Genomic DNA, 445 nt, shown 5'->3' with positions numbered 1-445 from the left:
GTGTACGCGTGGGAATGATCTACCGGGAGCGCAATGCTCCGGCAAAGCCGGTCGCCGCACCCGCCCGCGAAAAGATCGCCGATGACGATCTCGTCTTCCTCAAGAAGAAGCGTCAATCCTCCATGGCCGACGCCCGGGATCTCAATGGCTCCAATCTCTGGGTCTCCGCAGGCGGCCAGATGGAGTTTTATCCCGCCTCCGGCAAGCACGTAACCTACGGCAAACCCTCAGGTACGCTCCTCGGCGCTCAGAAGCTGCAGGTCAAGGACTTCACCGAGCAGGTCGCTCCAAAGTCCGCCACCCACCGCATCCCCGGTGGCGACCGGCAGGTCCTCATGCTCTTCACCCTGCCTGACTCCGACAAACCCCAGCAGCTCTATGGAGTTCCGGTCGGATACCACGAGCAGGGCCAGTACACCTTTTACCTCGACGAGATCTTCTTCTA

Annotated in this window: 1 pseudogene; it reads left to right on the top strand. The window is 60.9% G+C overall.

Going from position 1 to position 445, the window contains the following annotated elements:
• Positions 1-445: pseudogene (locus JAO29_RS23120) on the top strand (hypothetical protein); the annotation flags it as partial.

The organism is Edaphobacter sp. HDX4, assembly GCF_036877565.1.
In the GTDB taxonomy this organism is placed as follows: Bacteria; Acidobacteriota; Terriglobia; order Terriglobales; family Acidobacteriaceae; genus Edaphobacter.
The sequence above is the reverse complement of the archived record's forward strand: the minus strand, read 5'-3'. Positions and strand labels throughout refer to the sequence as shown.